The organism is Micromonospora sp. NPDC047707 (assembly GCF_040704235.1).
Classification (GTDB): domain Bacteria; phylum Actinomycetota; class Actinomycetes; order Mycobacteriales; family Micromonosporaceae; genus Micromonospora.
The window spans coordinates 1-2,351 of record NZ_JBEYSU010000121.1; the positions used below are offsets into that span (position 1 = coordinate 1).

Annotated in this window: 2 protein-coding genes and 1 pseudogene; all 3 read right to left on the reverse strand. The window is 77.7% G+C overall.

What is annotated here, in order from left to right:
- The coding region (locus AB0873_RS32240) for an SDR family oxidoreductase (protein WP_366604552.1) at window positions 1-470 on the reverse strand (470 nt) is incomplete at its 3' end.
- Between the two features lie 73 nt (window positions 471-543).
- Entirely contained in the window at window positions 544-1,953 is a 1,410-nt protein-coding gene (locus AB0873_RS32245) for a PfkB family carbohydrate kinase (RefSeq protein ID WP_366604551.1), read from the reverse strand.
- A pseudogene (locus AB0873_RS32250) lies at window positions 1,950-2,351 on the reverse strand (hypothetical protein); the annotation flags it as partial. The gene AB0873_RS32245 and the pseudogene AB0873_RS32250, both read right to left, overlap by 4 nt.

The window sequence follows — 2,351 nt, forward strand, 5'->3', positions numbered from 1 at the left end:
TCCGCGGCCAGGGCGCGGGTGAACCCGACCACCCCGAACTTCGCCGCGCAGTACGCCGTGGCGTCACTGACCGCCTTCACCCCCAGCGTCGACGCCACGGTCACCACCGTGCCGTGCGCGGCCTCCAGTGCGGGCAGCGCGGCCCGCACCACCGCTGCCGTGCCGAGCAGGTTGATCGCGACGATCCGGTCCCAGGTCTCGCCCGGCACGTCGGCCAGCCGGCCCGGCACGTCGGTTCCGGCCGCGGTGACCAGGCCGGTCAGCACACCGCCGGCCTGCTCCAGCACCTGCCGGGTGGCCGCCTCGGCGGCCCGGGTGTCGGCCAGGTCGCACTCCACCCACGGCACCCCGTCCGCCGGGGGCTGGCGGTCCAGCACGTACGGCCGCCCGCCGGCCTTGGTGACCGCGGTGACCACCGCCGCGCCCAGCCCGCTCGACCCCCCGGTCACCAGGACCGCCGATCCGTTCAGCTCCCTGCTCATGCCCCCGCCTCCCCGGCGACGACCTGCGGCGCCACCGCACCGAGCCGGCTGATCCGCTCGCTCATGCTGCTCCCTTGATGAGTCGGTCACCGCGCTGTCGCGCGGCGGTGATGGTGGCCGTGGTGGACCGGCCGGCCAGGTAGGGCACCGTGACGATTCGGCCGCCCCAGCCGCGGACCAGTTCGGCCTCCGGCAGTTCCGGCGCCCCGTCGCCGGCGTAGTCGCCGCCCTTCACCCAGACGTCCGGGCGCAGTCGCGACAGCACGGCGTGGGGTGTGGGCTCGTCGAAGACCACCACCGCGTCCACGCAGTCCAGCGCGGACAGCAGCGCCGCCCGGTCGGTCTCCGTGTTCAGCGGACGCTCCGGGCCCTTCAGCCCCCGGACGCTGCGGTCGGAGTTGAGGCAGACGACCAGCACGTCACCGAGCCGGCGGGCGGCCTGGAGGGTGGCGATGTGCCCGGCGTGCAGGATGTCGAAGCAGCCGCCGGTCGCGACGACGGTGCCGCCGTCGGCGCGTACCCGTGCCACGACCTGCTCGGCCGGGCCGGGCTCGGGCCGGACGGGCCGCTCCGGTTCGCGGTGCAGTCCGGCGGCGCCACCCGCCGCCACGTACGCCGACGCGGCGGCGACGGCCTCGCCGACCGCCTCGGAGACCAGCGCCCCGCCGGCGAGAGCGGCGGCGGCCGCCACGGCGAACCGGTCTCCGGCACCGCAGGTGTCCTCGACCTTCGCCACCGGGGAGGGCGGCGGCACGACCAGCGGGGTGCTGCCGGAGTGGCACAGCACCGCGCCCTCCGCGCCGGTCGTCACCGCCACCGCACCGACGCGCCACCGCCGCCGCAGCTCGTGCCCGGCCCGGGTGGCGGTCGACAGCGCCGGGCCGGCACCGGCGTCGCCGGTGAGCTGGCGCAGCTCGACCAGGTTCGGCGTGACGAGCCGGGCGCCCGGCACGGCCGCCGGCCCCTTCGGGTGGGGGTCCCACACCACCGGAGCGGACGCCGCCGCCAGCGCGGCCCGCAGCGCCGGCTGCCGCAGCACGCCGCGTCCGTAGTCGCTGGCGAGGACGCCTCCGGCGGCGGCGATGACCGCCAGGGCCGCCTCGGGCGGTTCGGCCGGTGCCGTCGGCTCGCCGCCCCGGTCCAGCCGCAGCAGTGTCTGGCCGCCCGCCCGCAACCGGATCTTCTCGGGCGTGGTGCCCGGCATCCGCAGCGGGTAGACGCGTACCCCGGCGGCCGTGAGCAGTTCCGCCACGCGGGCCCCGGCCGGGTCGTCGGCGAGGGCGGTCACCAGGGTGACCTCGGTGCCCTGGGCGGCGGCGAGCAGCGCGGCGAGGCCCGCGCCGCCGGGCCGGTCGGTCGCCGACCGCTCGTCCAGCACCGGCACCGGGGCGTCCGGGCAGACCCGGCTGACGGTGCCGGCGACGTCGCGGTCCAGCAGCGCGTCACCGACGATCACCAGCGGCCCGCTCACCGGTCCGCCCCGTCCGTCCGGCCGGCGCCGTCGTGTCCGTTGGCCGGGTGCCCCGGTGGACCGTGCCCGTTCGGACCGTGTCCGTTCGCACCGTGTCCGTTCGCGCCGGGGCCGGTCGGGAGGCCGGCGGTGGCCAGCACGCGGCCGTCGACGAACCGCTCGGTACGCCCGCGCGGCGCCGGCACCCGAGGCACGTCCCGCACCAGCGGCAGTGCCCGGTCCACGTGTTCGCAGAGCACGTGGCTGGAGACCAGGTGCAGTTCCTGCACCACCTGGCTGTCCGGCGACGGCACCGCGAGGACGTCGTCGCAGAGGTCGGCGAGGGGGTTCGGGGTCGGGCCGGTGAAGGCCCAGCAGCGCAGGCCGGTGTCGTGGGCGGCGTGGGCGGCGTGCAGGAG